The organism is Amycolatopsis sp. NPDC003861 (genome assembly GCF_053605405.1).
Genome location: NZ_JBSGJD010000389.1, coordinates 1 through 6,024 on the forward strand (window position 1 = coordinate 1; position 6,024 = coordinate 6,024).

The 6,024-nt window shown below is 70.0% G+C and carries 4 protein-coding genes and 1 pseudogene; 1 reads left to right on the forward strand and 4 read right to left on the reverse strand.

From position 1 onward, the window contains the following. Positions 1 to 235: pseudogene (locus ACWEVN_RS45720) on the reverse strand (hypothetical protein); the annotation flags it as partial. A 131-nt stretch (positions 236 to 366) separates the two neighbouring features. Here ACWEVN_RS45720 and ACWEVN_RS45725 point away from each other — a divergent pair. Continuing rightward, on the forward strand, positions 367 to 1,170 hold the full coding sequence (locus ACWEVN_RS45725) for a DUF3152 domain-containing protein (protein WP_452055441.1): 804 nt from the start codon (positions 367 to 369) through the stop codon (positions 1,168 to 1,170). 1 nt (position 1,171) lies between these two features. Here the strand turns inward: ACWEVN_RS45725 and ACWEVN_RS45730 are convergent, their stop codons facing one another. From ACWEVN_RS45730 to ACWEVN_RS45740, 3 genes are all read right to left on the reverse strand, one after another. Beyond that, positions 1,172 to 2,215 carry a chitinase gene (locus ACWEVN_RS45730; RefSeq protein ID WP_452055442.1) on the reverse strand — a complete coding sequence of 348 codons (1,044 nt, stop codon included), beginning with the start codon at positions 2,213 to 2,215 and terminating at the stop codon, positions 1,172 to 1,174. Positions 2,216 to 2,353: 138 nt separating this feature from the next. Next, positions 2,354 to 3,958 (reverse strand): M28 family metallopeptidase, encoded by a 1,605-nt coding sequence (locus ACWEVN_RS45735; protein ID WP_452055443.1) that lies wholly within the window; start codon positions 3,956 to 3,958, stop codon positions 2,354 to 2,356. An 85-nt stretch (positions 3,959 to 4,043) separates the two neighbouring features. Then, positions 4,044 to 6,024 (reverse strand): M4 family metallopeptidase (locus ACWEVN_RS45740; protein WP_452055444.1); only part of this gene is annotated, 1,981 nt, incomplete at its 5' end.

The window sequence follows — 6,024 nt, forward strand, 5'->3', positions numbered from 1 at the left end:
GTGCGTTGGGCGCGCCGAACGCCGCATTGGGTGCGTTGGATGCACCGAACGCCGCATTGGGTGCGTTGGGCGCGCCGAACGCCGCATTGGGTGCGTTGGGCGCGCCGAACGCCGCATTGGGTGCGTTGGATACACCGAGCGCCGCATTGGGTGCGTTGGGCGCGCCGAACGCCGCGTTGGGTGCGTTGGATGCACCGAACGCCGCGTTGGGTGCGTGGGACGCACCGAACGCCACATTGGGGCGCTGTGGCGGTCGTCACATGCGTGGCCCTGAGCTGCGGTGACGCTCCGCGACTGCAGGTCACCGCAACTTTTCCGGGCCACCGGCCGTATGTCCTTCTGAAGCCGCGCACCCCGGGAGGACCCATGCCGAAAACCGCTCGACGAGCCGCGGCCGTGGCCGTGCTCGCCCTGGCGGTGAGCGGGTGCGGTGGCGAAAGACAGCCGGTGGCCGCGCCCGCCGCGGGGCCGGTCCTCACCGCCATCGGCGAGGCCACCTCGGTCCCGCCGCCGCCGGCCGAGCGGGAGCCCGTGACGCAGAGCGCGCCGCCCGTCGAGGTCGCCATCAGCTTCCCGCGGACCGGGTCCGGCCAGTGGATGTTCACCGCCGGCAGCGACGAGGTCGCCGGGAAGTCGGGCCGGCTGATGCGCTACCGGATCGCCATCGAGACCGACATCGACGGCGTCGGGCCCGGCGAGTTCGCCAAGAAGATCCGCGCCATCCTCGGCGACCCGCGCGGCTGGACCGCCGGCGGCCAGTGGCGGCTGCAGCAGGTCGGCCCGCAGGACGACGCCGACTTCACCCTCTACCTGGCCACGCCGGCCAGCCGCGACAGGCTGTGCGGCGGCACCCCGGACAGCTACACCTCCTGCCGCAACGGCAGCAACGTCGTGCTCAACGTCGCCCGCTGGGCCAACGCCGTCCCGAACTACGGCGCTTCGCTCGACGTCTACCGCCAGTACATGGTCACCCACGAAACCGGCCACCGGCTCGGCCAGGGCCACGAGCTGTGCCCGGGCCCGGGCAAGCCGGCGCCGGTGATGGAGCAGCAGACGCTGGGGTTGCACGGCTGCGTCCCGAACCCATGGCCCTTCCCCGACGCCGGCGGCCGCGAATACGCCGGCCCGCCGGGCGAGTACAACGACCCGATCCCGGCGGGCGACTCCTGACCTACCGGCCCTGCAGGGACTTGACGTTGTTGCCGAACGTCCAGCCCTTCGACCCGTCCCAGTTGATCGACCAGTCCATCAGGCCCTTCAGGCCCGGCACCGATCGCCACGCCTGGGACACCAGGCTCGGCGACATGTAGCCGCCGCCCGCGCCCGGCTGGGCCGGCAGGCCCGGGACCTGCTTGTCGTAGGGGACGCGGATCGTCGTGCCCTGGACGACCAGGCCGTTGTTCAGGCACTGCGTCTGCACGGTGAAGCCCTGCACGGTCCCGGCCTGGTAGGAATCGCCGGAACAGCCGTACATGGATCCGTTGTAGTACTGCATGTTCAGCCACCACAGGCGGCCGTTGTCCGCGTACTTCTTGATGATCGGCAGGTACGCGCCCCAAATGGACCCGTAGGTGATGCTGCCGCCGGTCACGTACGCGGTCTCCGGCGCCATCGTCAGCCCGAAGTTCGACGGCATCTGCGCGAGCACGCCGTCGATGATCCGGATCAGGTTGCTCTGCGACGCCGACAGCGTCTTGATGTTGCCGCTGCCGGTCAGCCCGGTCTCGATGTCGATGTCGATCCCGTCGAAGTTGTACTGCTTGAGGATCGGCACGACGGTGGCGACGAACCGGTCGGCCACCGCCGACGACGAAAGGTCGATGCCGGCGGCCGCCCCGCCGATGGACAGCAGGAGCGTCGCGCCCGCGGCTTTCGCCGCGCACATCTCGGCCGGCGTGGACACCTTGACGCCGGCGTCCATCCCGTTCTCCCACAACACGGTCCCGTCGGACCGGATCACCGGGAAGGCGGCGTTGATGACGTTGTAGCCGTGCTGGACCATCCGGCTGTCGGTGATCGGGATCCAGCCCAGCCCGGGGTGGACGCCGTTGGCGGCGCCGTCCCAGTTCTCCCAGTACCCCTGCAGGACCTTGCCGGCGGGCCGCGATTTCACCGCGCACGTGTCGGCCTGCACCGCCCCCTGCGCGGGGGCCGAGACGAACAGCGGGACGGCCAGCACCGTGGCCAGCAGGGTTGCGAACAAGCGACCGGACATCCCGGCTCCCATCGACGGTGAAGGGTGGACGCGGCGTGTCCGCCCAACATAAGCGCCGCGGGGAACCGGTGACTACCTACGAACGGGTGGTCTAGACAACTCGGGGGCGTCCGGCGGAGGACGCCCCCGAGCGGCCGGTCAGACGGTCAGCGTCCAGGAGGACAGGTAACCGGTGTCGGCGGGGCCGACGTCTCGGATGCGGAGCTGCCACGCGCCGTTGGCGGCTTCCGAAGAAGCGTTGACGGTGTAGGTGGTGTCGATGTTGTCGGCGGAGTCGCTGCTGGAGTTCTTCAGCCGGTACGCCGTGCCGTCCGGCGCGACCAGGTCGAGGACGAGGTCACCGCGGTAGGTGTGGGTGATGTGCACCTCGACCTTGGTGGTGCTCGACGCGTTGCGGGCACAGCCGCTGACGGTGTTGGTGCTGTTGACCGCGCTCGCCGGGTAGTCCGGGATGTTCAGCCGCGTCGAGTTGGTCACCGGCGCACACGAGGAGCTGCCGACGCCGAGGGAGAACGTCGCCGTGTGGTCGGCGTTCGCGCCGTCCGCGGTCACCGTGACCGGGAAGGTGCCGGTCGGCGTCGACGACGTGGTCGTGATGGTCAGCGTCGAGGAGCCGCCCGACTGCACGGTGGCCGGGCTGAACGACGCCGTCGCGCCCGCGGGCAGGCCCGAAGCGGACAGCGAGATCGACTGCGCCGAGCCGGACGTCGTCGCGGTGCTGACCGCGACCTGCAGCGACTGTCCCGGTTGGACAGTGCCCGACGTGGGGTTCAGCGACACGGAGAAGTCGTTGCCCTGCGGCGTGCCGACGGCCAGCTTCCACAGCGCGTAGGCGATGGCGTCGCTGTTCTTCTCCAGCGGCGCGTCCGGGATGTTGGACGTCGTGTCGCAGGCGCGGTGGTAGCAGTTGTCGAACGGCGAACCCGCGGTGCCGCCCCACTTCTGCGCCTGCGCCGAGCTCTTGATGTCGCCGGCGCCGGTGGCCAGGCCGCCGACCGGGATGCCCGCGCTCTTGAAGGACGCGTGGTCGGACCGGCCGTCGCCTTCGCTGTCGCCCTCGGTCTGGATGCCGATGGAGCCGAAGTACTCGTCGAAGACGGCCTTGATCGAAGCGACGTCGTCGTAGACGAAGTAACCCCAGTTCTTCGAGCCGATCATGTCGAAGTTGAGGTAGGTCTTGATCTTCGTGCGCTCGCTGCTCGGCAGGTTGTTGACGTAGTACTTGGAGCCGACCAGACCGGACTCCTCGTCGGCCCACCAGCCGAACCGGACGCGCTTGGCCATCGCCGGGTTCGTGCGGGCCAGCGTCAGCGCGACCTCGAGGATCGACGCGCTGCCCGAGCCGTTGTCGTTGATGCCGGGGCCGGCGCTCACGCTGTCGAGGTGCGCGCCGAGCATGATGACCTGGCTCGCGTCGCCCTGCGGCCACTCGGCGATCAGGTTCTGCGACTGCCCGATGCAGCTGGTGCAGGTCTGCCGGGTGGTCGTGTAGCCGGCGTTCTTCAGCAGGTTTTCCACATAGGACACCGAGGCCGCGTACCCGCCGCCCCGCGGCGAGCGCGTGCCGCCGTTGTTGTTGGCGATGGTCTGCAGCTGGTTGAGGTGGGTCTTGATGTTGGCCAGCGAGATGTCCGGCGCGGCGAGCGCCGTGGCGGGCGCGGCGGTGGCCGCGGGCGCGGCTGCGACGCCCAGCACGGTCGCCAGGGCGGTGACCCCGGCGCCGAGTCGTGTCTTCCACTTCATGGCGGTGAATTCCTTCGGTGGGGGTTGGGGAGAACGGCCGTGAAGGCCGCACCTGGCGGGTGCGGCCTTCACGGGGTGGGGCGTGCTACACGGTCAACGTCCAGGAGGACAGGTAACCGGTGTCGGCGGGGCCGACGTCTCGGATGCGGAGCTGCCACGCGCCGTTCGCGGCTTCCGAAGAAGCGTTGACGGTGTAGGTGGTGTCGATGTTGTCGGCGGAGTCGCTGCTGGAGTTCTTCAGCCGGTACGCCGTGCCGTCCGGCGCGACCAGGTCGAGGACGAGGTCACCGCGGTAGGTGTGGGTGATGTGCACCTCGACCTTGGTGGTGCTCGACGCGTTGCGGGCACAGCCGCTGACGGTGTTGGTGCTGTTGACCGCGCTCGCCGGGTAGTCCGGGATGTTCAAGCGGGTCGAGTTGGTCACCGCGGCGCACGAGCCGGTGGTGCCGACGGACAGCGTGTAGGTCGCGGTGTGGTCGGTGCTGGCCCCGTCGGCGGTGATGGTGACGGGGTAGCTGCCGGTCGCGGTCGACGCGGACGTCGCGATGGTCAGCGTCGAGGAGCCACCCGACTGGATCGTGGCCGGGTTGAACGTCGCGGTCGCGCCGGCGGGCAGGCCGGAGGCGGACAGCGTGATCGACTGGGCCGCGCCGGAGGTGATCGCGGTGCTGATCGTGGTGGTCGCCGAGGCGCCCGGCTGGACCGAACCCGAAGCCGGGTTCAGCGCGACCGAGAAGTCCGGCCCGCCGCCACTGCACGAGGTCGGCTCACCGCTCGCGGCGGTCACGGAGATGGCGTCCCACGCGGCCTTGGTGGTGTTGTACTCGACGCAGCTGCCCGGGAAGAGCGCGATCGCGGCTTCGAGGGTCGCCTTGCGGGCGGCCTTGTGGTTCCACGACGAGGTCTTCTTCAGCAGGCCGTTGTAGAAGATCTTGCCGGCCTTCTGGATGCCCAGACCGGTGACCGACGAGTTGTTGCAGGTCGGGCTGGCCGGCTTGCCGCCACCCGGGTTCGAGCCCTCGGCCAGCAGGTAGAACCAGTGGTTCTGCGGGCCGGCCGCCGCGTGCACCTCGGTGCTCGGGATCGACGACGAGTAGCAGTTCGGGTCGCCCGCCTTCGACGGCTGGTACATGTAGCGGATCGGGCCCTGGCCGACCAGGTTGACGCCCTCGCCGACCTCGTAGTCCGGCGTGTCCTTGGCGTTGTTCGCGTACGCCTCGGTCAGCGCGCCGAAGATGTCACCGGTCGACTCGTTCATGCCGCCGTTCTCGTTGCCGGAACCGGCACCGCCCGGGGTGAACTGGAAGATGCCGTGCCCGAACTCGTGGCCGACGACGTCCATCGAGGTGGCCTGGCGCTGGTTGTCCTGCGAGTGGCCGAAGTGCGTCGAGGAACCGTTCCAGTAGGCGTTGACGTCGTTGAGGCCGACGGACGCCGGGTAGCCGGTGCCGCTGCCGTTGATGCCGTTGCGGCCGAGCCAGTCGGCGAGCATCTTCCACTCGGTCTGGACGCTGTAGAGGACGTCGACGCAGCCGGTCTCGAGGTCCGTGCCGGAGCCGTTGCCCCAGTTGTTGTCCGGTCCACTGTAGACGGAGCCACCCTCGCGGCCGCAGCTGATGCCGGTGCGGCCCGGGTCGCGCAGGGTGTAGGTGCTGCCGGACTGCGTCGTGTCGATGGAGACGTTGCCGACGTAGTAGCTGTTGCCGGTGCCGGCCACGTTGACCGTCGACGGCTGGGCCTGCGTGCGCGCGCCGGAAGCGAACGTCTTCACGTCGTCCCGCTTGTCGAGCACCGCACCGGTCGCCGCGTCGACGAACACGTGCAGGTTGCTCGGCGCCGTGGCGGTGCGCCCGGCGACGACGACCTCGTAGGCCAGCTTCGGGCTCGCCCCGGCCAGCACCACCTTCTCCGGCGTGCTCACACTGTCCACAGTGGGTAGTTGAGCGCGCGCGGTGGCCACGGCCTTGGCCGCGTCGACCAGCGCCTGCGTCCCGACGGTGATGGCCGCGGTCTCCGCGGCGCTGGTGCCGCGGACGCGGCCGGCGCCGTCGGCGACGACCACCGCG